Annotated in this window: 21 protein-coding genes; 5 read left to right on the top strand and 16 right to left on the bottom strand. The window is 72.8% G+C overall.

All coding sequences use genetic code 11. From position 1 onward, the window contains the following. Positions 1 to 57: 57 nt before the first annotated feature. The 12 genes from ACFPCY_RS01700 to uraD form a co-directional block, all read right to left on the bottom strand. Positions 58 to 936, bottom strand: coding sequence for a 2-hydroxy-3-oxopropionate reductase (locus tag ACFPCY_RS01700; RefSeq protein ID WP_378251749.1), 879 nt, complete (start codon positions 934 to 936; stop codon positions 58 to 60). After that, positions 933 to 1,730: a hydroxypyruvate isomerase family protein gene (locus ACFPCY_RS01695; protein ID WP_378251748.1), complete on the bottom strand. Its 798-nt coding sequence runs from the start codon at positions 1,728 to 1,730 to the stop codon at positions 933 to 935. The genes ACFPCY_RS01700 and ACFPCY_RS01695 overlap by 4 nt, the downstream gene beginning before the upstream one ends. Continuing rightward, complete coding sequence (locus ACFPCY_RS01690) at positions 1,730 to 2,119, bottom strand: allophanate hydrolase-related protein (protein WP_378251747.1); 390 nt, start codon at positions 2,117 to 2,119, stop codon at positions 1,730 to 1,732. Before ACFPCY_RS01690 ends, ACFPCY_RS01695 begins: the two co-directional genes overlap by 1 nt. Positions 2,120 to 2,147: 28 nt before the next feature. Beyond that, positions 2,148 to 3,245, bottom strand: coding sequence for an XdhC family protein (locus tag ACFPCY_RS01685; protein WP_378251746.1), 1,098 nt, complete (start codon positions 3,243 to 3,245; stop codon positions 2,148 to 2,150). After that, positions 3,245 to 4,705, bottom strand: a complete 1,461-nt coding sequence (locus ACFPCY_RS01680) for an NCS2 family permease (RefSeq protein WP_378251745.1) — start codon at positions 4,703 to 4,705, stop codon at positions 3,245 to 3,247. The genes ACFPCY_RS01685 and ACFPCY_RS01680 overlap by 1 nt, the downstream gene beginning before the upstream one ends. 194 nt (positions 4,706 to 4,899) lie before the next feature. Further along, positions 4,900 to 7,239, bottom strand: a complete 2,340-nt coding sequence (pucD, locus tag ACFPCY_RS01675) for a xanthine dehydrogenase subunit D (RefSeq protein WP_378251744.1) — start codon at positions 7,237 to 7,239, stop codon at positions 4,900 to 4,902. Positions 7,240 to 7,286: 47 nt separating this feature from the next. Then, positions 7,287 to 8,633, bottom strand: a complete 1,347-nt coding sequence (locus tag ACFPCY_RS01670) for an 8-oxoguanine deaminase (RefSeq protein ID WP_378251743.1) — start codon at positions 8,631 to 8,633, stop codon at positions 7,287 to 7,289. Beyond that, the gene (locus ACFPCY_RS01665; protein ID WP_378251742.1) at positions 8,630 to 9,106 is read right to left on the bottom strand and encodes a (2Fe-2S)-binding protein; all 477 of its coding nucleotides are present in this window, start codon (positions 9,104 to 9,106) and stop codon (positions 8,630 to 8,632) included. The genes ACFPCY_RS01670 and ACFPCY_RS01665 overlap by 4 nt, the downstream gene beginning before the upstream one ends. After that, positions 9,106 to 9,981, bottom strand: a complete 876-nt coding sequence (locus ACFPCY_RS01660) for an FAD binding domain-containing protein (RefSeq protein ID WP_378251741.1) — start codon at positions 9,979 to 9,981, stop codon at positions 9,106 to 9,108. The genes ACFPCY_RS01665 and ACFPCY_RS01660 overlap by 1 nt, the downstream gene beginning before the upstream one ends. 11 nt (positions 9,982 to 9,992) lie before the next feature. Further along, positions 9,993 to 10,892: a factor-independent urate hydroxylase gene (pucL, locus tag ACFPCY_RS01655; RefSeq protein WP_378251740.1), complete on the bottom strand. Its 900-nt coding sequence runs from the start codon at positions 10,890 to 10,892 to the stop codon at positions 9,993 to 9,995. 4 nt (positions 10,893 to 10,896) lie between these two features. Further along, positions 10,897 to 11,211, bottom strand: coding sequence for a hydroxyisourate hydrolase (gene uraH / locus ACFPCY_RS01650; RefSeq protein ID WP_378251739.1), 315 nt, complete (start codon positions 11,209 to 11,211; stop codon positions 10,897 to 10,899). Then, entirely contained in the window at positions 11,212 to 11,709 is a 498-nt protein-coding gene (uraD, locus tag ACFPCY_RS01645; RefSeq protein ID WP_378251738.1) for a 2-oxo-4-hydroxy-4-carboxy-5-ureidoimidazoline decarboxylase, read from the bottom strand. 157 nt (positions 11,710 to 11,866) lie between these two features. On the opposite strand from uraD, the gene ACFPCY_RS01640 reads away from it, so the two are divergent. From ACFPCY_RS01640 to ACFPCY_RS01630, 3 genes are all read left to right on the top strand, one after another. Then, positions 11,867 to 13,384 carry a PucR family transcriptional regulator gene (locus ACFPCY_RS01640; protein ID WP_378251737.1) on the top strand — a complete coding sequence of 506 codons (1,518 nt, stop codon included), beginning with the start codon at positions 11,867 to 11,869 and terminating at the stop codon, positions 13,382 to 13,384. A 139-nt stretch (positions 13,385 to 13,523) separates the two neighbouring features. Continuing rightward, complete coding sequence (locus tag ACFPCY_RS01635; protein ID WP_378251736.1) at positions 13,524 to 14,972, top strand: catalase; 1,449 nt, start codon at positions 13,524 to 13,526, stop codon at positions 14,970 to 14,972. 236 nt (positions 14,973 to 15,208) lie between these two features. Continuing rightward, the gene (locus ACFPCY_RS01630; protein WP_378251735.1) at positions 15,209 to 17,041 is read left to right on the top strand and encodes a hypothetical protein; all 1,833 of its coding nucleotides are present in this window, start codon (positions 15,209 to 15,211) and stop codon (positions 17,039 to 17,041) included. A 1-nt stretch (position 17,042) separates the two neighbouring features. Here ACFPCY_RS01630 and ACFPCY_RS01625 read toward each other — a convergent pair whose 3' ends face one another. Further along, on the bottom strand, positions 17,043 to 17,858 hold the full coding sequence (locus ACFPCY_RS01625) for an SAM-dependent methyltransferase (RefSeq protein ID WP_378251734.1): 816 nt from the start codon (positions 17,856 to 17,858) through the stop codon (positions 17,043 to 17,045). 138 nt (positions 17,859 to 17,996) lie between these two features. On the opposite strand from ACFPCY_RS01625, the gene ACFPCY_RS01620 reads away from it, so the two are divergent. Beyond that, positions 17,997 to 19,193, top strand: a complete 1,197-nt coding sequence (locus ACFPCY_RS01620) for a cytochrome P450 (protein WP_378251733.1) — start codon at positions 17,997 to 17,999, stop codon at positions 19,191 to 19,193. Positions 19,194 to 19,201: 8 nt separating this feature from the next. Here the strand turns inward: ACFPCY_RS01620 and atpB are convergent, their stop codons facing one another. Both atpB and ACFPCY_RS01610 read right to left on the bottom strand, forming a co-directional pair. Beyond that, positions 19,202 to 19,984, bottom strand: coding sequence for a F0F1 ATP synthase subunit A (gene atpB, locus ACFPCY_RS01615; RefSeq protein WP_378251732.1), 783 nt, complete (start codon positions 19,982 to 19,984; stop codon positions 19,202 to 19,204). A gap of 60 nt (positions 19,985 to 20,044) precedes the next feature. Continuing rightward, a complete protein-coding gene (locus tag ACFPCY_RS01610; RefSeq protein ID WP_378251731.1) occupies positions 20,045 to 20,656 on the bottom strand; it encodes a TetR/AcrR family transcriptional regulator in 612 nt (203 codons plus the stop codon). Positions 20,657 to 20,956: 300 nt separating this feature from the next. Here ACFPCY_RS01610 and ACFPCY_RS01605 point away from each other — a divergent pair, with 300 nt between their 5' ends. Further along, positions 20,957 to 21,631, top strand: a complete 675-nt coding sequence (locus ACFPCY_RS01605; protein ID WP_378251730.1) for a pentapeptide repeat-containing protein — start codon at positions 20,957 to 20,959, stop codon at positions 21,629 to 21,631. A 63-nt stretch (positions 21,632 to 21,694) separates the two neighbouring features. Here ACFPCY_RS01605 and ACFPCY_RS01600 read toward each other — a convergent pair whose 3' ends face one another. Next, on the bottom strand, positions 21,695 to 22,282 hold the full coding sequence (locus ACFPCY_RS01600; protein ID WP_378251729.1) for a TetR/AcrR family transcriptional regulator: 588 nt from the start codon (positions 22,280 to 22,282) through the stop codon (positions 21,695 to 21,697). Between the last annotated feature and the right edge of the window lie 28 nt (positions 22,283 to 22,310).

Raw genomic sequence — 22,310 nt, 5'->3', positions numbered from 1 at the left:
TCCGCGTTCGGAGTTGGCGCTCGGTTGTGGGGACCGGCCGTCCGTTCTGGGCAAGAATCAGGAACGGCCCGAGAGGTCCTCGACGACCTTCAGCAAGGCCGAGTGGTCGAGGGAGCCGTAGCCGCGCGACCGGGCGGCGGCGATCAGGGACGCGACGAGGCCGGTCATCGGCAGCGCCACGTCGGCGGAGCGGGCGGCGGCCGTGGCGATGCCCATGTCCTTGTGGTGCAGGTCGATGCGGAACCCCGGCTCGAACGACCGGGCCAGCATCGAGCCGCGCTTGAGGTCGAGGATCCGGGACGCGGCGAGCCCGCCCGCGATCACGTCGAGGCCCGCCCTCGCGTCCACGCCGGCGGCCTCCATGAGGACGATCGCCTCGGCGACCAGCCCGAACGTGCCGCCGACGATCAGCTGGTTGGCGGCCTTCACGTACTGGCCCGCGCCGCTGCCGCCGACCAGCTCGAAGGTCCTCCCGACCGCCTCGAACACCGGACGCGCCGCGTCGAAGTCCTCCCGCGCGCCGCCGACCATGATCGACAGGACGGCGTCCACCGCGCCCTTCTCGCCGCCGCTGACCGGGGCGTCCAGGACGCGCAGGCCCCGCTCGCGTCCGGCCGCGGCGACGCGCTGGGACGTCTCCGGGCGGATGGTCGAGAAGTCGATGTAGAGCGCGCCCGGCTTGGCCGATTCGAGGATGCCGCCCGGGCCGAAGAACACCTCCTCGACGTGCTCGTCCTGCGGCAGCATCGTGATCACGACCTCCGCCCCGGCGACGGCCTCCGCGACGCCGGACGCCGCGTGCCCGCCCGCCGCGACCAGCGCGTCCACGCCCCGGGGCGACAGGTCGTGGCCGGTCACCTCGTGCCCGGCGGCGACCAGGTGGCGGGCCATCGGCGCGCCCATGATGCCGAGGCCGACGAATCCGATCGTGCTCATGCGGGCCACTCCTTCATCCACCCGAATTCGGTCGGGCCGTCGGGCTTGTACTCCAGGGCCGTCCAGCCGTCGTAGCCGGCCTCGTCCAGCGCGCGGAACAGCGCGGCGAAGTCGATGTCGCCGGTGCCGGGCGCGCCGCGTCCGGGCGCGTCGGCGATCTGGACGTGCCCGATGTCGGCGGCGTGCGCCCGGACGGCCTCCTCCAGGTCGTCGCCGTTGCTGGCCAGGTGGAACGCGTCGAACAGGAACTTCACGTTCGGCTCGTCCACGCGGCGGAGCACGGCGATCGCGTCGGCGGCCGTCTCCAGCGGGTACGCGCCGTTCAGGCCGCGCGCGAGCGGCTCGACCAGGACGGTCCCGCCGAACGCGGCGACCGTGCGGGCCGCGAACGCGAGGTTCCGCGTGGCGACCCGGTCCTGCTCGGACGCGGCGACGCCGTCCAGGCGCTGCCCGTACAGGGCGTTGAAGGCGCGCACGCCCGTCCGCTCGGCGATGCGCGCGAGCACCCCGACGCTCTCGCGGAACTCGGTCGCGCGCGCCGGATGCGACAGGACGCCGCGCTCCCCCGCGGGCATGTCGCCCGCGTAGAAGTTGAGCCCGACGTGCCGCACGCCCGCGTCCTCGATCGACTGGCAGAACGCGTCGATCTCGCGCTCGGACGGCACGGGCGCCTCCGGCCACGGCCACCAGAACTCGACGGCCTCGAACCCGGCGTCGCGGGCCGCGGCGGCCCGTTCCAGCAGGGGGAACTCGGTGAACAGGATCGAGCAGTTGACCGCGTAGCGTCGCGGCATCAAGCTGCCTCCTTCTTTCTCGATCGGTAGGCGGTCCAGCTTCCGAACTCGGTGATGTCGGTCAGTGTGGGGTAGGAGGTGGGCGGGCGGCGCAGCAGCATCGCGAACGCGGACGCGCCGTCCGCGAGCTCGATCACGCCGAGCTCCAGTTCGGGGGGTTCGGCGGGCAGCAGCCGGTCCCGCAGGACGTCCATCGGGACGTCGTAGACCTCGCCGGACACGGCCGTCCCGCCGTGCGCGACGGGCGCGAGCGCGGGGCAGCGGTCCCCGACGGAGTAGAAGCGGTAGCGGGCGGCGGTCCTGGTGGTCGCGACGAGCGGGGCCCCGTCGAGCAGGTGGTGCAGCGGTCCCCCGCGCATCGCCCCGCCGTTCAGGAAGACGTGCGGCATCGGTTCCTCCTTGTCCGGTCGGCCGGGTTCAGGCCACCTCGGCGGCCGTGTGGTCGTCGTGGTGGATGGGTCCGTCGGTGCGTCCGAGGGCCAGGCCGGTGCCGCCGCGCCGGGCCGCGACGAACTCGGCGGCGATGGCGACGGCCGTCTCCTCGGGGGTGCGGGCGCCCAGGTCGAGCCCGATCGGCGAGCGCAGCCGGGCCAGCTCCCGGTCGCCGAGCCCGGCCGCCTCCCGGAGCCGGGCGAGCCGGTCGCGATGCGTCCGCCGCGACCCCATGGCGCCGACGTACGCGACCGGGAGCCGCAGCGCGACCTCCAGCAGCGGCACGTCGAACTTGGCGTCGTGGGTGAGGACGCACACGACCGTCCGGCCGTCGATCGCGCCGCGTTCGGCCTGCGCCGCGAGGTAGCGGTGCGGCCAGTCCACGATCACTTCGTCGGCGTCCGGGAACCGCGCGGTGGTGGCGAACACCGGCCGCGCATCGCAAACGGTCACCCGATATCCGAGGAACGACCCCTGCCGGGCCAGCGCGGACGCGTAGTCGATCGCCCCGAAGATCAGCAGCCGCGGCGGCGGCGCGTAGGACTGGACGAACACATCGAGGTCATCGCGGCAGCGCACGGAGCGGATGCCCGTGCGGCCGCCGTCGAGCATCGCCCGGGCTTCCCCGACGACCGCCGCGTCCACGTCGGCCAGGCCCGTCCCGCCGAGGTGCCGGTCGGGCCAGACCACGATCGGCGCGGACGCGTGCGGCATCACGTGCGCGAACGCGACCGGTTCGGACGCGGAGACCGCCGCCAGCCCGGCGTCCGGCACGGGCCCCGCCTCGACGTACACCTCGATGGTGCCGCCGCAGGTCAGACCCACCGCGAAGGCGTCGTCGTCGCTGTAGCCGTAGGACTCGCGCACGGGCTCGCCGTGGTCGAGCACCTCGCGGCACAGCTCGTAGACGGCGCCCTCGACGCAGCCGCCCGAGACGCTCCCGACCGCCTCGCCGTCCTCGGACACGGCCATGGCCGCGCCGGGCGGGCGAGGGGCGGAGCCGCCCACGCCGATCACGGTGGCGACGGCGTAGCGGGTCCCGGACGCGTTCCAGGCGCGCAGCCGGTCGGCGATCTCACGCATCACTTGATTCCCAGGGCTTCCTCGATCGGGTGCAGGGTGAAGTAGGCGATGAAGACGAGCGACAGCGGGTAGAGCAGCCAGTGGATCTCGCCGATCCTCCCGCGGGCCAGCTTGAGCAGCGTGTAGGACAGCACGCCCGCCGCGACGCCGACCGTGATCGAGTAGGTGAACGGCATCAGCACGATGGTCAGGAAGGCCGGGACGGCGATCTCCAGGTCCTCCCAGTCGATCTTGCGGGCGTGCGTCATCATCAGCGCGCCGACCACGACCAGCGCGGGCGCGGCGGCGCCGACCGGGACGACCCCGGCGAGCGGCGTGAGGAACATCAGCGCGCCCAGCAGGACGCCGGTGACGACGCTGGCGAGGCCGGTGCGCGCGCCCTCGGCGACGCCCGCCGCCGACTCGACCACGGCGGTGTTCGCCGAGCCGTTGACGCCGCCGCCGATGATCGCGCCGAAGCCGTCCACGGTGAGGATGCGGGACAGTCCGGGCAGCCGGCCCTGGTCGTCGGTCATCCCGGCCTCCTCGCAGACGCCGAGGATCGTCCCCATGGCGTCGAAGAAGCCCGAGAGCACCAGCGTGAACAGCACGACCGACGCGGTGACGATCCCGGCGCGGCCGAACCCGCCGAACAGGTCGATCTTGAACATGAGGTCGAACTTCGGCGTGGCGACGACCGAGTCCGGCAGTTTGGGGACGACCGGCCCCCACGTCCTCGGGTCGATCGTCGCGGCCTTGTTGACCACGATCGCGAAGACGGTGGAGACGACGATGCTGATCAGCATCGCGCCCGGCACCTTCCGGATGAACAGCACGAGCGTCAGGACGAGCCCGAAGCAGAACACCAGGACGGGCCAGCCGGCGAGCTTGCCGAGCACGCCGAGCGTGACCGGCGTGGACGCGGGCGCGGTGGCGTGGTGGCCGACGAACCCGGCGTCCACCAGGCCGATCAGCGCGATGAACGCGCCGATCCCGACGCCGACGGCCTGTTTCAGCGCGAGCGGGATGGCGTCCATGATCAGCTGCCGCACGCCGGTCAGCGCGAACAGCACGATGATCACGCCTTCCAGCACGACCAGGCCCATGGCCTGCGGCCAGGTCATGTGCGGGGCGGCCTGGAAGACCACGATCGGGGTGACGCCGAGCCCGGCGGCCATCGCGAGCGGCGCGTTCCCGACCAGGCCCATGAGCAGGGTGGACAGGCCGGCCGACAGCGCGACCATCGTGGTGAGCTGCGCGGGGTCGAGCTTGGCTCCGGTGACGTCCCTGGCGTCGCCGATGATCAGCGGGATGAGCACGACCAGGTAGGCCATGGCGACGAAGGTGGTGACGCCGCCGCGGATCTCCCGCGGGACGGTCGTGCCGCGCCCGGTGAGGTCGAAGAAACGGTCGAGCGGCGAGCGGTCCGCGCGGGCGGCGGACGGGGGTGACTTCGGGGGTGGGGCTTGGGTCTCGGTCACGGTGCGGTGCCCTTCTTCGGGTCCGGATCGCCCCGGAAGCAGGTGTTCCAGGGCGCGATCGACCGCCGGGCGACCCTCGTGTCCCGGGCCGTCCGTCCGGATCGATCGGAGCGGTTGTGGGGCGTCCGCCGTCCCCCAAGCACACGGGCGGGACGCCCCCGTTGATCAACTGCTGACCGGGGCGCGCGGCGGGGTCACGCCACGATGTGCTCCGGGCGGACCGGCACTCGGGTGAGCGCTCTGCCGGTGGCGTCGCGGATCGCCGCGACGATCGCCGGGGTGGAGGAGAGCGTGGGTGGCTCTCCCGCGCCCCGCAGCCCGTATGGGGCGTGCGGGTCGGGGTGTTCGAGGATGTCCAGCCGCATCGGCGGCATGTCGAGGATGGTCGGGATGAGGTAGTCGGTGAACGAGGGGTTCCGGACGAGCCCGCCGGAGACGACGATCTCCTCCATCACCGCGAGGCCGAGGCCCTGCGCGGAGCCGCCGTGGATCTGGCCCTCCAGCGACAGCCGGTTGAGGATCTTCCCGACGTCCTGGACGGCGGCCATCTCGACGACCTTGACCAGGCCGAGCTCGACGTCCACGTCCACGACCGCGCGGTGCACGCACAGCGCGAGCTGGGTGTGGCTGTCGCCCTGGCCGGTGACCGGGTCCATCTTCTGGGTCGGCCGGTGGTGGAACTCGCGGGTGGCCTCGATGACCTCGTCGCCGAGCACCTTCTCGATCGGGGCGACGATCCCGTTCCAGCGCGAGACGACCATGCCGTCCGCGAGGTAGAGCTGGCCGAAGGAGGTGCCGAGCTTGCGTTCGGCCAGCGCGAGCAGCTCGTCGCGGACGGCGTGGCACGCCTTCTGCACCGCGCCGCCGGTCATGTACGACTGGCGGGACGCCGAGGACGACCCGGCGCTGCCGACCGTGGTGTCGGCCGGCGCGATCGTCACCTTCCGCACGCCCAGCTCGGTGCGCGCGATCTGCGCTTCGAGCGTGACCAGGCCCTGCCCGACCTCGGCGGCGGCGGTGTGGACGAGCGCGGTCGCCTCGCCGCCGATCACCTCCAGCCGGACGCGGGCGGTGGACAGGTCGTCGAAGCCCTCGGAGAAGCAGATGTTCTTGATCCCGACGCCGTACCCGACGCCGCGCACGACGCCCTCGCCGTGGGTGGTCTGAGACGCTCCGCCGGGCAGGTTCCGGATGTCGCTCCGGTCGGCCTCCGCCGGCAGCGGCATCGCCTCCAGCCGGGTCAGCATCTCCGCCAGCGGCGCGGGCGAGTCGATGACCTGCCCGGTCGCGAGCTTGGACCCCTCCGAGACCGCGTTGCGGCGGCGCACCTCGACCGGGCTGAGGCCGGTCGCGGCGGCGAGCCGGTCCATCATCGACTCGTAGGCGAAGCACGCCTGCACCGCGCCGAAGCCGCGCATCGCGCCGCACGGCGGGTTGTTCGTGTAGACGCCGTACGCGTCGATCCTGATGTTCGGGATCTCGTACGGCCCGACGCCGAGCGAGGCGGCGTTGCCGGTGACGTTGAGGGTGGACGAGGTGTACGCGCCGCCGTCCAGGACGATCTCGACGTCGGCGTACAGCAGCCTGCCGTCCTTCGTCGCGCCGTACTCGTAGCGCATCTGCGCCGGGTGCCGGTGGACGTGCCCGAAGAACGACTCGTACCGGTTGTAGGACATCTTCACCGGCTTGCCGGTGTGCAGCGCGAGCATCCCGGCGTGGATCTGCATGGACAGGTCCTCGCGTCCGCCGAACGCGCCGCCGACGCCCGCGAGCGTCATGTGGATCTCGTCCTCGGCGAGGCCGAGGCAGGGAGCGATCTGCTTGAGGTCCCAGTGCATCCACTGCGTGGAGACGTACAGGTCCAGGCCGCCGCCCTCGGTGGGGATCGCCAGCCCGGACTCGGGTCCGAGGAACGCCTGGTCCTGGATGCCGACCTCGTACTCGCCCTGGACGACGACCTCGGCCCGCTCGCGCGCCGCGTCCACGTCGCCCACCCGGACGGGCTGGTACCGGGTGATCCCGCCGAGCCGCTGCACCTTGTACCTGTCCGGATCGGAGATCACCAGGCGCGGGTCGGTGATCGGTTCGAGCACCTCGAACTCGATGTCGATGGCCTCCAGCGCCCGCCGCGCCTTCTCCGGGTGGTCGGCGGCGACCAGCGCGATCGGCTCGCCCTGGTGCCGGACCTCGCCGATGGCGAGGACCGGCTGGTCCTCGGTGTCGTCCAGGCCGTAGTACTTGGTGCCCGGGACGTCCTCGTGGGTGAGGACGGCCCGGACCCCGGGCATGGCCAGCGCAGGGCCGATGTCGAGGCGCGTGATGCGGGCGCGCGGGTGCGGGCTGCGCAGGGTCGCGCCCCACAGCATCCCGTCGATCCACAGGTCGGAGGAGTAGGCGAACTCGCCCGCGACCTTCAGCGTGCCGTCCGGGCGGAGCGGGCTGTCGCCGACGCCGCCCTTGCCCGGCGCGACGACGCGTCCCGGCGACTTGATCGGTGTGGACTGGTTGGTCGGGCGCAGGGGTACGGGGCGCATGGCTCCCGGACGCATGTCCACAGGGCGCATGGCTACAGGGCGCATGGCTACAGGACCTCCTCGGCGAGGCTCATGAGGCGGCGGTGGGCGGCGGCGCCGCGGCGTCCGACCTCGTCCTGCGGGACGGAGACGAGCGTGTCGTCCCGGACGATCGTCCGGCCGCCGACGAGCAGGCGCGCGAGCGGCGGCGTCCCGCCGTAGCCGAACGCGACGACCGGGTCGTCGATCGCGGCGTGGAAGCCGTCCACGCGCCAGAGCGCGATGTCGGCGAGCTTGCCCGCCTCCAGCGAGCCGATCTCGTCCTGGCGGCCGAGGCAGCGCGCGCCGCCCATGGTCGCCATCTCCAGCGCCTGCCGCGCGGTCAGCGCGGTCGGGCCGTGCTTGGCGCGCTGGAAGTACATCGCCTGCCGGATCTCCCCGGCGAGCGGGACCATCTCGGCGGACGCCGCGCCGTCCACGCCGAGCCCGACGGTCGCGCCCGCCTCCAGCAGCGCCGACACCCGGGCGATGCCCGCGCCGAGCCGCGCGTTGGACGAGGGGCAGTGCGCGGTCCCGGTCTTCGTCTCCGCGAGCCGCTTGATGTCGGTGTCGTGCAGGTGGACGCAGTGGGCGAGCCAGACGTCCGGGCCGAGCCAGCCGATCGAGTCCATGTACTCGGTCGGCGTCATGCCGAACTGCTCCAGCGTGTGCTGCTCCTCGTCGAGCGTCTCGGCGAGGTGGGTGTGCAGCCGGACGCCCTTGGCGCGGGCCAGCTCCGCCGACCTGACCAGCAGGTCCTTGGTCACCGAGAACGGAGAGCAGGGCGCGACGGAGATCCGCAGCATGGACCCGGACGACGCGTCGTGGTAGCGGTCGATCGCGGCCTCGGTCTCGGCCATGATCGTGTCGATGTCCTCGACGACCTCGTCCGGCGGGAGGCCGCCGTCCGAGACGCCCCGGTCCATCGAGCCGCGGCACGGCTGGAACCGGACGCCGAGCTCCCGCGCCGCCTCGATCTCGGCGGCGAACAGGTCGCCGCGCCCCTTCGGGAAGATGTAGTGGTGGTCGGTGGACGTCGTGCAGCCCGACTTGGCGAGCCAGCCGAGCCCGGCGGACGCCGCGCCCGCCACGACCTCGGCGTCCATCCGCCCCCAGACCCGGTAGGACGCGACGAGCCACTCGAACAGGGTGTTGTCGGCGGCGAGGCCCTGCGACGCCCACTGGTACAGGTGGTGGTGCGAGTTGACCAGGCCGGGCGTGGCGAGGCAGCCCCGCGCGTCGATCCGCTCGCCGCCGGTCACCGGCGCGGGGCCGGGGCCGACCGCGGTGATCCGGTCGCCCTCGATGACGATGTGGCCGCCGGGGTACTCGTCCCCGGTCACGGTCACGACATGGGCGTTCTCGATGACGATCACTTGGCGTCGGCCTTCCGCTTCGCGGCCAGCCGCACGGCGTCGAGGATCTTCTCGTAGCCGGTGCAGCGGCAGAGGTTCCCGGCGAGCGCCTCGCGGATCTCCGCGTCGGACGGCTCGGGGTTCCGCTCGATCAGGTCGTGCGACTGGACGATCAGGCCCGGCGTGCAGAACCCGCACTGCACCGCGCCCGCCTCCAGGAACGCCTTCTGGACCGGGTCCAGATCGTCGTGTCCGGCGGCGAGCCCCTCGACGGTGCGGACCTCGCGGCCCTCGACCTGCCCGGCCGCGACCAGGCAGGAGCAGACCGGCGTGCCGTCCAGGTAGACGGTGCAGGAGCCGCATTCGCCCTGCTCGCAGGCGTTCTTGGAGCCGGGCAGGCCCATCCGCTCGCGCAGCACGTACAGCAGGGACTCGCCCTCCCACACGTCGTCCACGGTCTCCTTCGAGCCGTTGACGGTCACGTTCACGCGCATCAGGACGCCTCCTCTCGGGTCGCGCGGTAGTCGTTCCAGGCCCAGGTCAGGGTGCGGCGCGCCATCACCGACAGGGCGTGCTTCCGGTAGTCGGCGGTGCCGCGCACGTCGTCGATCGGCGCGGCGGCCTCGCGGACCAGCTCACCGAACCGCTGCGCGGCCGACACCGAGAGCGGTCCGCGGCCGTCCCAGTCCAGTTCGGCCGAAAGGAACTCCTCGGCGGCGGTCGCGCGGCGCGGTGTCGGCGCGGCCGACCCGACGCCCGTCCCGACCCGGCGCTCCGCCGGATGCAGCGCGATCGCGAACGAGCAGACCGCGATCACCATCGCGTTCCGGGTGCCGATCTTGGAGAAGTACTGCGGGCCGGACGCCGGGGCGATCCGGATCGCGCGGATCAGCTCGTCCGGCTCCAGTGCGTTCCGCTTCACGCCCTTGTAGAAATCCACAGCGGGGATCAGCCGGGTGCCGCGCGCGGACGACTCGGCCTCGATCACCGCGTCGGACGCGAGCAGCGGCGGGTGGCTGTCCCCGGCGGGCGAGGCCGCGCCGAGGTTCCCGCCGACCGTGCCCCGGTTGCGGATCTGCGGGGAGCCGACCGTCCGGGACGCCTGCGCGAGCCCCGGCAGCCGGTCCCCCAGCTCGGCGATCAATCGCACGTACGGGACGCCCGCGCCTATCCGGAGCGTGCCGTCCGGCAGCGTCTCGTACTCCGCCAGCTCGCGGACGGGGTTCAGGTCGAGCAGCGCGGCCGGCCGGTGCACGTCGAAGTTGATCTCCACCATGACGTCCGTGCCGCCCTGGATCGGCACCGCGGCCGGCTGCCCCGCCTTGGCGGCGAGCGCGTCCGCCCAGGTCAAGGGCCGTAGAAACTCCATATTTCAGCCTTTCACTTCCAGGCCGACGGTGACCGCGGGGCGTCGTCGTCCAGCACCGAGCCCTCGATCAGCCCGTACGGACGGTCCGCCGCGAAGAAGACCTCGTTCGGGTTGTCCAGGCCGAACGGCGAGAGGTCCACGACGAAGTGGTGCTTGTTCGGCATCGCCATCCGCACCTCGCAGATCTCCCTGCGGTCGTTCAGCACGCGGCGGCCCATCTGGTACAGCGTCTGCTGCAGCGACAGGGAGTGCGTCTCCGCGAACGCCTCCAGCAGGCACGTCCTGGCCCGCCGGTAGGACCGCCCCCAGTCCGACGAGGTGCCCCGGTGCCGCCACTGGGCCGTCACCGCCGTCGCCAGGATCCGGTCGTCGGTCTCCTCCAGCGTCGTGTACTCGTCCTTGATGTAGCCGTGGAACTCGCTGCCCGTGGAGTTCAGGACGACCAGGTCCTTCAGCCCCGACACCACCGACTCCTCGCCGCCGGTGCCGTCGCTGTGCACGAGGCACGTCCGCGTCTCCGAGCCGTTCCGGACGAACGAGTGCTGCTCGTCGCGCAGCCCGAGATGCGGGTTGTCCTCCACCGGGATCCGGTCCCAGGAGTACTCCTCGATCTCCACCCGCGCGTGGTGGACGGTCGGCTGCGAGTCGACGAAGTGCCGCGCGAGCAGCAGCGCGAACTCCTCGATCTCCCCGACGTTGTACTTCTTCGCGAACGCGAACACCGTGTTCTTCTGCGTGTCCGTCGGCAGCACCGGGGCGTTGTCCCCGGTCAGGTGCACCACGTCCATGTCGCCGGAGAGCGAGACGCTGACGTTCACGTCCTTGATGCGGTGGGTCCCGCCGTCCTTGGTGACGCGCACCACGCGCGTCTCCGCCTTCCCGTAGCGGTTCGGGCCGAGAACGATGGCCATCGGATCAGCTCCCTCGGTAGGTCGAGTAGGCGAACGGGCTCAGCAGCAGCGGCACGTGGTGGTGCTGTCCGGGATCGGCGACGACGAACGCCACCGCCACCTCGGGATAGAAGTCCGACAGGCCGGCGGTGTCGAAGACCAGCCGGTACGTCCCGGCGCCCAGCTCGGCCCCGCCCCAGTCGCGGATCCGGCCGTCAGCGTCGGTGCGGGCCTCGGCCAGCCCGCGGTACCCGCCGTCCTCCCGGCGTTCCAGCCGGACGGGCACGCCCTCGGCGGGCCGGCCCCGCGCGGCGTCCAGCACGTGCGTGGAGAGCGACATTCACACCCCTTCGATCAGCTTGGCCAGCCGCAGCCGCACGATCGCGGCGAGCTCGGCGCGGACGGTCGTCCGCTCGGTCCCGGTGTCGTGCCCCAGCCGGACGCGCAGCGCGGCGAGGATCTCCGCGGCGGTCTTCCCGGTCGCGCAGATCAGGAACACGTGCCCGAAGCGCTCCTCGTAGGCGCGGTTGCCCTCGGCCAGCGCGCGCCTGACGCCGTCCTCGGCGGTCGCGGCGGCGGACTGCTCGCCGCGCGACCAGCGGGCCTCGCGGTCCGCGCCCGCCGCCCGCTCGCCGATCCGGGGATGCGCGTCGAGCGCCTCCCGGACGTCGGTCCAGTCGAGGGCCGCGAGGGCCCCGTCCGACGCCGCGGCGAGCTCGGCCGCGTCCGCGTAGGGGCGTCCGGCGGCGATCTCGGCCGCCCAGCGCCGGGAGGCGCAGCAGGTCAGCAGCTCCGCCTCCGCCGCGTCCGCCGGCAGCGCGTTCAACCGGTCCAGCACTCGGGCTCCCTTCCGGGTGGGTTGCCACGAGTACACACAGCGCCCGCCCGGCGGGTCGAGAGACAGGAAGTCCGAAGTCGCCGCGCCGCCGCGCCACCGATTTCGTGCGTTGCTCCAATCGCCCCCGCACGTGAACCGTGGGTTAACGTTCGCCTCTATGAGGCTGCGTTCCCTGCTGGCGATGCCCGAGCTCCGGCTCGAGCTCGTGACCGGCGACGACGAGCTGGACCGGGTGGTCCGCTGGGTGGTCACGACCGACCTGCTCGACCCCGGCCGCTACCTCAGCGGGCGCGAGCTGGTGCTGACCGGGCTGGTCTGGCGGACGTCCCCGGACGACTCGCAGGTCTTCGTCCGCGCCCTCGCCCGGGCCGGGGTCTCGGCGCTGGCCGCCTGGGACGCGGTGAACGGGACGATCCCCGCCGACCTCGTGGAGGCGTGCGCGCGCCACCGGATCCCGCTGTTCCGGGTCCCGGAGGACCTGGCGTTCGCGACGGTGACCGAGCAGGTCGTCCGGCGGCTGTCCGGCGCGCGCGCCGCCGACCTGACGGCCGTCCTCGACCGGCACCGGCAGCTCGTCGCGGGCGTCACCGAGGGCGCGGGCCTCGGCCCGGTCCTGGAGCTGGTCGACCGCGACCTCGGGATGCGCTGCTGGGTGCTGACCCCGGCCGGACGCGTCGTCGCGGGCGGCGCCGAGCCGCCCGCCGACCCGGCCGAGCTGGCGCGGGTCTTCCTCACCGCGCCGCGCCTGCCGCACCGGCTGACCTCGCCGGACCTCTCGCTGTTCCCCGTCGCGCCGGACACGACCGCGCGCGTCGCCGACTGGTTCCTCGCCTGCGCGGGCGACGTGGAGGACTGGCCCGCCGAGCGGCGCGCGCTGGTCGCCGAGCTGACCGCGATCGTCGCGCTGGAACGGGCCAGGCTGGACGACCGGCTGAGCGTCGAGGGCCGGCTGACGCAGGAGCTCGTCCGGCTGGTGGTGTCGGGGGCGGCGGCCGACGAGGTGGTCCCCCGGCTGGAGCTGACCGGCCTGGACGCCTCGGCGACGTTCGCCGCCGTCTCGGCCGCGTCGTCGGGCCGGCTGCGGCCCGGCGAGCTGCGGACCGTCCTGCGCGAGGCGATGCCCGGCCCGAGCCCGGTCATCGGCCTGCTCGACGACGAGGCGATCGCGCTGGTGCAGGTCGAGCGCGGCCACGACGTGGCGGGCGAGGTGCACCGGGCGCTGCGGGCGCTGGCCCCCGGCCTCGGCGGCGACCGGCTCGCGGTCGGGGTGAGCGACGTCGTCGCGGCGGGCGAGCTGCGCGGCGCGGTGGAGGAGGCCCGCTACGCCCGGCGGCTGTCCACCGGGCGCGGCGAGGACGTGTCGGTCGTCGGGCACGACGAGCTGGCCACGCACGTCCTGCTGCTCGCGTCGGTGCCCGACGACGTCCGGCACATGTTCAAGGTCCGGCTGCTCGACCCGCTGCGCACCTACGACGAGGTGCACAAGGCCGACCTGATCCTGACCCTGGAGACGTTCCTCCAGCACTCCGGCTCGTGGACGCGCTGCGCCGAGCAGCTCCACCTCCACGTCAACTCCGTCCGCTACCGGATCCAGCGGATCGAGGAGCTGACCGGGCGCAACCTGTCCCGGCTGGAGGACCGCGTGGACTTCTTCCTCGCCCTGCGCCTCGGCTGAGTTCCGGGTTTTGGAGGATCGAGCGGACTTCTCCGGCGCGTCCCACCCGTCCAGGAGGAGCTTCGTACAGAGTTGCCCGGCTCGCCTTGACCGTCCCCGGAGTCGCTTCCGTACGGTCGGCGTCACCACGGAGGTGACAGTGAGCCACTTGACGACCGAGTCCGGGGCGCCCGTCGCGGACAACCAGAACAGCGCGTCCGCGGGGCCCGGCGGTCCGCTTCTCATCCAGGACCAGCAGCTCATCGAGAAGCTCGCCCGGTTCAACCGCGAGCGGATCCCCGAACGCGTCGTGCACGCGCGCGGCGCGGGGGCCTACGGCCACCTGGAGGTGACCGACGACGTCACCTCCTACACCCGCGCCGCGTTCCTGTCCGGCATCGGGAAGCGGACAGAGGTGTTCGTGCGCTTCTCCACCGTCGCCGACTCGCTCGGCGGCGCGGACGCGGTCCGCGACCCGCGCGGGTTCGCGGTGAAGTTCTACACCGAGGACGGCAACTACGACCTCGTCGGCAACAACACGCCGGTCTTCTTCATCAAGGACCCGCTGAAGTTCCCCGACTTCATCCACTCGCAGAAGCGCGACCCGTTCACCGGCGTCCAGGAGCCGGACAACGTCTGGGACTTCTGGTCGCACTCCCCCGAGGCGACGCACCAGGTCACCTGGCTGATGGGCGACCGCGGCATCCCCGCGACCTACCGGCACATGCACGGCTTCGGCTCGCACACCTACCTGTGGGTCAACGCCGAGGGCCGCGCGCACTGGGTCAAGTACCACTTCAGGACCGACCAGGGCATCAAGTGCCTCACCTCGGACGAGGCGGCCGAGCTCGCCGGACGCGACCCGAACTCGCACCAGCAGGACCTGCACCGGGCCATCGAACGCGGCATGTTCCCGTCCTGGACGCTGTACGTGCAGCTCATGCCGGTCGAGGACGCGCCCGCCTACCGCTTCAACCCGTTCGACCTCACCAAGGTCTGGCCGCACGCCGACTACCCGCTCGTCCGCGTCGGGAAGCTCGTGCTGAACCGCAACCCGGAGAACATCTTCGCCGAGGTCGAGCAGGCGGCGTTCTCGCCGAACAACTTCGTCCCGGGGATCGGGCCGTCCCCGGACAAGATGCTTCAAGGCCGCCTTTTCGCCTACGGCGACGCGCACCGCTACCGGCTCGGCATCAACCACACGCAGCTACCGGTGAACGCGCCGCACGCCACGTCCGCGTCCAACTACGGCCGCGACGGCGCGATGCGCTTCGACGGCAACGGCGGACGCGCCAAGAACTACGAGCCGAACAGCTTCGGCGGCCCCGCCCAGACCGGCGAACCGCTCGCTCCGGGCTACGAGGTCTCCGGCCTCACGGGCGCGCACGAGCCCGTCCGGCACCGCGAGGACGACCACTTCTCGCAGGCCGGGGCCCTGTACCGCCTCATGGACGCCGCCGAGCAGGCCCGCCTCGTCGCCAACATCGCCGGCGGCCTCTCCCGGGTCTCGGACGACGCGATCGTGGACCGCGCCGTCGCCCACTTCCGCGCCGCCGACCCCGCGTACGGCCACGCGGTCGAGACGGCCGTCAAGGAGCGCCGCTCCTGACGGACCCCCGTCCGGTTCCCCATGACCGGACACCACGCGCGGCCCCGCCCGACTTCCACCCCGGGCGGGGCCTCCGCGTCGGGCTACGCCTGCACGTCGTCCCGTGCCTCCGCCCCAGGCGGACCTCCACCCCAGGCGGACCTCCGTGCCGGGCGGGCCTCCGCGCCGGGCGGGCCTCCGCCGCGGGCGGGAGATTCGCGCCGCAACCGGGCGCGGGCGCGCGGCGTCCCATTTCCGTGGACGACCTGACCGAGCCCGAACAGCGCGTCTGGGACGCCTTCCCCGAATCCCGCGTCACCGACCTCGCCGGCGCGCCCGTCCGCGCGTCGGTCATCGCCGCCCTGGCCCTCGGCGTCCTCCCCGCCGAACCGGGCCGCGCCCCCGCCGTCCGCCTCTTCAACGCCCGCGTCACCGGACGGCTGGACCTCTCGCCGGCCGCCGTCCCGAACGCGCTGATCCTGGTCGGCTGCGAGTTCGAGGAGCCGCCCGTCCTGGACGGCGCGCAGATGGCGGCGGTCACGCTCGTCCGCTCGCGCCTCCCCGGCCTGCAAGCCCTCGGCACCCGCATCGACGGCGCGCTCAGCCTGCGCGAATGCCGCTGCGACGGCACCCTCTGGCTGGACGGCACGGACGTCGCCGGCATGCTCGACCTCACCCGCGCCGACCTGCGCGGCGCGCCGGCCGTCCGCGCCGACTACCTCACCGTCCAGGCCGGCCTGTTCGGCCGCGCCCTGCGCGCGTCGGGCGAGATCCGCCTCCAGCACGCCCGGCTCGGCCGCCGCTGCGACCTCACCGACGCCCGCCTGTCCAATCCCGGCGGCGACGCCCTCGCCGCCGACGCCCTCAAGGTGGACGGCCTCCTGGAGATGTCCGGGAAGTTCGTCTCCCAAGGCCGCCTCACCCTGCGCGGAGCCGTCCTGACCGGCGGGCTGCTCATGAACGGCGCGACCCTCTCCAACCCCGGCGGCTCGGCCCTGTTCGCCCCGCACAGCGAGATCGGCGAGGGGGTCCGGCTGGCCTACGGGTTCTCGTCCGAGGGCCAGCTGACCTTCGGCGGAGCCCGCGTGTCCGGCACGTTCCTCCTGCACGACGCCCGGATCTCCCAACCCCGCGGCATCGCCCTGGCGCTTCCCGGCGCGTCCCTCGGCAGCCGCCTGACCCTGCGCCGGGCCAGGCTGACCGGTGGGATCGACCTGACCGACACGACCGTGGCCGCCGGACTGATCCTCAAGGAGGCCCGCATCGACAACCCCGGCTTGGCTGCCGTCACCGCCGCCCGCCTCAAGGTCGGCGGAGCGGCCGACTGCTGCGAGGGCTTCGCGGCTTCGGGCCGCGTCTCGTTCACGTCCGCCGAGATCGGCCGCGACCTCTGCTTCGACGGCGCGACCATCGACGGCGACCTGGAACTGAAACGCTCCCGCTCCGGCATCCTCCGCCTAGGCGAAACGACGAAACTCCTAGGCAAGGCCGACCTGCGGCACGCTTCGACCGACGTCCTAGCGGATTTCCCAAGCTCCTGGCCGCAATCCGTCCGCTTCGACGGCTTCACCTACGAAAGGCTGCACCGCCCCCTGCCCGTGGGCGCTCGCCTACGGCTCCTAGCCCGAGACACCGACGGCTACATTCCCCACCCGTACGAACAACTCGCAGCCGTGTACCGCCGAACAGGCCACGACGGCGCCGCCCGAGGCGTCCTCCTAGCGAAACAGCGCCGCCGCCGGGCCGTGCACCAGCTTCCCCAGCGCACCTGGGGTTACCTCCAAGACTGGACGGTCGGCTACGGCTACCGCCCCATGCGCGCCGCCGCCTGGCTGCTCGCCCTCCTGGCTGTGGGCACGACCGTTTTCGCGCTGCATCACCCGCCGCCCCTCAAGAAGGACGAGGCCCCGCAGTTCAACCCGTTCCTCTACGCCCTGGACCTGCTCCTACCGATCGTGGGCTTCGGCCAGGAAGGCGCCTTCGCCCCGCGAGGCGCTTACCAATGGCTGGCCGCCGTCCTCACCGCGTCCGGCTGGATCCTCGCCACGACCATCATCGCCGGCGCCTCCCGCGTCCTCTCCCGCCAGTAGGTCAGGGGACGCGGGCGACGGCGCAGTGCATGGAGACCTGCTCCACCGGCGGACGGTCTTCGGGTGGCGTGTCGGGGCGCCATTCGACGACGGACGTGACGCCCGGTTCGAGGAGGTCGAGGCCGTCGAAGAAGCGGGTGAACTCGGCGCGGGAGCGGTTGCGGAAGGGGATGCCGCTGCGCCGGTTCGCCTCGTCCACCGCGGCGAGCTCCTCGGGGGTGAGGTAGTCGGTGGTGGCGTTGGTGATCGCGACGTGGCTGCCGGGGGCGAGGGCGTCCACGAGGGTGCGGACCTTGCCGTACGCGTCGTCCTCGTCGGTGAGGAAGTGGGTGATGGCGACCAGCATGAGGGCGACCGGCCGGGAGAGGTCGAGGGTCTCGTGCAGCGCCGGGTCGGCGAGGATGCGCTCGGGGTCGCGCAGGTCGGAGTCGAGGTAGGCGGTCGCGCCCTCGGGCGAGCTGGTCAGCAGGGCGCGCGCGTGGACCAGGACGATCGGGTCGTTGTCCACGTAGACGATGCGGGACGCCGGGTCGATGCTCTGCGCGATCTCGTGCACGTTGCCCGCCGAGGGCAGGCCGGTGCCGATGTCGAGGAACTGCCGGACGCCCGCCTCGCGCGCGAGGTACCGGACGGCGCGCTGCATGAACCGCCGGTTCTCGATCGCGGCCAGGCGGATCGTCGGGAACCCGGACGCCACGGCCTCGCCGGAGACGCGGTCGGCCTCGAAGTTGTCCTTGCCGCCGAGCCAGTAGTTGTAGCGGCGCGCGGGATGCGGCCTGCTCGGGTCGATCCCACGTGGGGCGCGCTCGGCGTTCACACGGCACCTCGATTCGGGTAGTCCTGCGTGATCATTGTGCCGGACGCCGGGCGGTCGGCGCGTTTCATGGTGGATTGCGGGGGGTTTTCCGGTCATGATCGACTCGCTTCGGTCGCGACGACGCGGAAGGCCCTTCCCATGAGTGTCCGCTACAGCCCCTTCGACTTCGACGTCCAGAAGGACCCGTATCCGGTGTACGCCCGCCTGCGCGAGGAGGCGCCGGTCTACCGGAACGACGAGGACGACATCTGGGTCCTGTCCAGGCACGCGGACGTCGAGGCCGTCCTGCGCGACTCCGCGCGCTTCTCCAGCGTGAACGGGCTGCGCATCGAGCCCGCGTTCTGGGGCCCGGACGCCGAGCGCTTCTTCTCCTTCGTCGCCATGGACCCGCCCAAGCACACCCGCATGCGCGGCCTCGTGTCCCGGGCGTTCACGGCCAAGCGGGTCGCCGCGCTGGAGCCGCGGCTGCGCGAGATCGCGCGCGGCCACCTCGCGCCGCTGCTGGAGGCCGGGGAGTTCGACCTGATGTCGGACTTCGCCGCGCGGTTCCCGACCGACGTGATCTCCGAGCTGGTCGGGGTCCCGGAGGCCGACCGGGACCGGGTCCGCGACCTCGGCTCGGCGATCATGCACCGGCCCGAGGACGTGCCCGGCCCGGTCACCGACCTGCCGCCGGAGGCGCTCGCCGCGATCGGGGAGCTGGTCGGCTACTACACCCAGCTCACGGTCGAGCGCGCGAAGGAGCGCCGCGACGACCTGCTCTCCGGCCTGCTGGACGCCTCGGAAGGGGACGACCGGCTCACCCCCGAGGAGATCGTCGGGGTGCTGATCCTGCTGGTCGGGGCCGGGATCGAGACGTCCATGCTGCTGCTCGGCAACTGCTGGCACGCCGCCTGGACGCACCCGGACGCCCGCGCCGCCGCCCTCCGCGACGGCCGCGTGAACGCGTGGATCGAGGAGACGCTGCGGTACGACCCGTCCACGCAGGCGCTCGCGCGGACCGCGACCGAGGACGTCGAGCTGCACGGCGTGACGATCCCGAAGGGCGGCCGCGTGCTGTCCCTGCTCGGGTCGGCCAACCGCGACCCGCGCGTGTTCGACGAGCCGGACGCCTTCGACCTCGACCGCGACACCGGCCGCTCGCTCTCCTTCGGCATCGGCCGCCACCACTGCCTCGGCGCGGCGCTCGGCCGGCTGGAGGCGCGCGTCGCGCTGACCGAGATCGCGTCCGCGGTCGCCGACTTCGAGCTGGACGAGGCGGGCGTGAAGCGCATCTACTCCTCCAACGACCGCGGCTTCGTCGCCCTGCCGACCCGGGTCACCGCGCGTCCCTGACCGGGCGGTCAGTGGTCGGGGTGGAGCGCGCCGCCGACGTAGGACGCGGCGAGCAGCGTGAAGATGTACGCCTGCAGCACCTGCACGAAGATCTCGAACGCGGTCAGCAGCACCGACATCAGCACCCCGACCACGCCCAGCCCGAAGCCCGCGACGGTGGGCCGCTCCAGAAGGAACCACCAGGCCACGGTCGCGAAGAACGCCAGCAGGATGTGCCCGGCGAACATGTTCGCGAACAGCCGCACCGACTGCGTGAACGGCCGCAGGACCAGGTGCTGGAGCAGTTCGATCGGCGCGTAGAACGCGTACACCCAGACCGGCAGGCCGGGCGGGAACATGATGTTCCGGAAGTACCCGACGAACCCCTGCGTCCGGATGCTGATGACCAGGTACAGCGCGTAGCAGACGAGGGCCAGCAGCAGCGGCATCGCGAAGTGCGAGGTCGCGGGCAGTTGCAGGACGGGCACGTCCCCCATGAGGTTCATGGCGAGGACGAAGAGGAACAGCGGCAGCAGGAACGGCATCCAGCGGTCGCCGTCCGCGCCGATCATCGGCCGCGCGATCTGGTCGCGGACGAACAGGTAGCCGACCTCCCCCAGGTTCTGCATCCCGCGCGGGACGAGCGTGGGACGGCCGAACGCGCGCCGGCAGACGAGGCATACCGCGACGGCGGACAGGACGATCAGGAGCACCGGCTTGGTGATCCAGTCGGGCAGCACGCCCGGCCACAGCGGCCCCCACTGGAACAGCTCGCCGCCGGGGGCCTGGAACTCGTCGGACGCGGTCGTCATGCGGTCCTCCCGGAGCATGGTGATACGCCTGTACCCGAAAGAGATGGTACAGGCGTATCACTATCGGCGGAAGAGCCGGTCCAGGTGGTAGACGAGGATCTCGCGCGCCGCCGGACCGTCCCGGTGCCCCGCCATGACCCCGGACCCGAGCCCCTGCGCCATCGTGAACAGCCCGGCGGCCGTCGTCAGGGCGTCCAGCTCGGGATCGATCTCGCCCGCCTCCTGCGCGCGCGCGATGTGCTCGGCCAGGAACCTGTCGGTCGCGCTGTGGTGCGGCGCGCCGACCCGTGCGGCGAACTCCGGGTCGTCCAGCATGAGGACGAAGTAGGCGTTGTAGGCGCGCCACAGACGGCGGCCCTCGTCGTCCAGCGGCATGACGGCGGTGAGCGCGCCCTCCAGCACCGCGCGCGGCGGGGGCGGGGACGCGCCCCCGCTCTCCTCGCCGATGCGCGCGACCATGCGCGCGGACATCTGCTCGCCCAGGTACGGCACCGCGCCGAGCAGCAGTTCCTGCTTGGTGTCGAAGTAGTACTGGACGAGCCGCAGCGACACCCCGGCCTCGGCCGCGACCTCGCGCATCGTGGCGGCCCGCAGACCGCGCTCGCCCGCGATCCGCAGCAGCGCCCCGGCGATCTGCCTGCGCCGCTGCTCATGATCGACCTTCTTCGGCACCGCGCCGCGCCCTCCGTCTCTGGGGAAACCGATCCGGCCAGCGTACGGCCGCCCCGAGGTCCGAGCACGGACGCGCCCTCACCGACGTCCGGACGTCTCATGCGTCGGGACGACGGGACGTCGGAGGCGGCGGGACGTCGGAGGCGGCGGGACGTCGGAGGCGGCGGGACGACGGGGGCAGCGGGACGACGGGGGCAGCGGGATGACGGGGGCAGCGGGGGCGGGGCCTCGGAGGCGTCGGGCTTACCCGGCAGATCGGGGCGGACGGGGCGGTCGGTGGGGTCGGGTACGGTCGGCGGCATGTCCGGGTCACGCACGAGTCCGAAGTCCCCGCGCGCGCCGCGCCTGCCGCAGGAGCTAACCCTCGCCGGACGCGACGACGCCGAACTCGTCCACGACGCCAAGCGCCTCGCGCTCGCCTTCGGCGCGCTCGACCTGTTCACGCCCGACGACGATCCGGAGGACGTGACGTTCGAGCGCTGCCGCTTCACCGACACGGGCCTCGCGGGCCTCACCCTGCACCGCGCGGGTTTCGCGGACGTGGCGTTCCACGGCTGCGACCTGGCCAACCTGCGGCTCTTCGACGCCCGCTTCTTCAACACCGCGGTCACCACGTGCCGCATGACCGGCACGCAGTTCAGCGAGTCGGGCCTGCGCGACGTGACGTTCGAGGGCTGCCGCGCCGACCTCGCGGGCTTCCGCTTCGCCGTGCTCCGCAACGTCGTCTTCCGCGACTGCAACCTCACCGAGGCGAACTTCCAGAGCGCCGAGCTGCGCGACGTCCGGTTCGAGAACTGCACCCTGGTCGCGGCCCAGTTCAGCCAGGCGTCGGTGCGGGACGTCCGGTTCGAGGGCTGCGACCTGTCCGGCCTCGGCGGCGTGGAGGGGCTGGACGGCGCGACGGTCGGGCCGTCCGACGCCCGCTCCCTGCTCCCCTCGCTGGCCGCCGCCCTGGGCATCGCCATCGACGACTGACGCGCGTCCGCCGACCCGCACGAAGCCCGGGGTCGCCCCTCGGAAACGTCCCTTCGCCGCAGGTCAGGCGCTCGGGGTGGCCTTCGCCTCGCGGGCGACCAGGCGGCTCAGGCGGCGGCCCAGCTCGTCGTCGACCGGGGCGTGGTCGAGCATGAGCCGGTACCAGAGGGTGCCGTAGACGAGGTCCATGAGCAGTTCGGGATCGGCGTCCGGCGCGACCTCGCCGCGGGCGGCGGCACGCTCGAAGATCGAGCGGAACGCGGCGCGGCGGGCGAGCAGGAAGCGGTCCCGGAGCTGCACCGCGAACGCCGGGTCGAGCAGCGCCTCGGCCATCAGCCCGAGCAGCAGCGGCCGCTGCCCGCGCTGCCGGAACGTCGCGGCGAGGAAGGCGTCGAGGTCGGCCTCCAGCGAGCCCTCGTCGGGGACGGCGACCTGCTCCTCCGCCCATTCGGCGACGGCCTCCAGCACGACGTCGGCCTTGGACGGCCACCACCGGTAGACCGTCTGCTTGCCCACGCCCGCGCGGGCGGCGATGCCCTGCATGGTCAGCGCGGCGTACCCGCGCTCGTGGAGTTCGGCGATGGCCGCGTCGATGATCGCCCGCCGTGCCGCCTCGCTGCGCGGACGGCCGGGACCGCGTTGTCCGTTCATGCCGCCACTTTACAAGACGGCGCGTCTC

The organism is Actinomadura gamaensis (assembly GCF_042652125.1).
Classification (GTDB): Bacteria; Actinomycetota; Actinomycetes; order Streptosporangiales; family Streptosporangiaceae; genus Spirillospora; species Spirillospora gamaensis.
The sequence above is the reverse complement of the archived record's forward strand: the minus strand, read 5'-3'. Positions and strand labels throughout refer to the sequence as shown.